1 protein-coding gene and 1 pseudogene are annotated in these 573 nt (G+C 41.7%); both read left to right on the plus strand.

Annotation, left to right across the window (positions count from 1 at the left end; all coding sequences use genetic code 11):
* A pseudogene (locus A1QO_RS05870) lies at nucleotides 1–160 on the plus strand (antitoxin); the annotation flags it as partial.
* Nucleotides 150–437 (plus strand): type II toxin-antitoxin system RelE family toxin, encoded by a 288-nt coding sequence (locus tag A1QO_RS05875; RefSeq protein ID WP_013868556.1) that lies wholly within the window; start codon nucleotides 150–152, stop codon nucleotides 435–437. The pseudogene A1QO_RS05870 and the gene A1QO_RS05875, both read left to right, overlap by 11 nt.
* Nucleotides 438–573: the final 136 nt, after the last annotated feature.

Below are 573 nucleotides of genomic sequence, written 5' to 3' on the forward strand. Positions count from 1 at the left end.
TGCTATTCTAAACCACAATAAGCCAGCAGCTTATCTTGTCCCAGCAGAAACTTATGAGTTTTTAATGGATATGCTCGATGACTATGAGCTTGCTAGACTAGTTGAAAGTCGCCGTGGTGAATTGTCTGAAGCGGTGGAAGTAAATATCGATGACTTATAAGCTAAAATTTCTACCGGCTGCCAAGAAAGAGTGGAGTAAGTTAGCTCCACCAATTCAAAGTCAGTTCAAAAAGAAGCTTAAAGAGCGTCTGGAAAACCCGCATGTTCCTTCTTCTAAACTGCGTGGCTATGACTCAGTTTATAAGATCAAACTACGTACAGCAGGCTATCGCTTAGCCTATGAAGTCATTGATGATGAAATCGTGGTGTACGTGTTAGCTATTGGAAAACGAGATAAAGATGCAGTGTACAAAAAGTTAGCATCAAGGTTCTCGTAACAGCAGCATAACAAACAATTTAAGAGTGATTCACCACGCTTGGCATTTTTAGTTTGGGTCTAGTCCAGTGTTTACGGGGTTCAAATTGAGTGTTGTGGTAGCGTGGTTCACACCTTAATTGGGCGTTAGGCGGCCT

The organism is Vibrio genomosp. F10 str. ZF-129 (assembly GCF_000287055.2).
Lineage (GTDB): Bacteria > Pseudomonadota > Gammaproteobacteria > Enterobacterales > Vibrionaceae > Vibrio.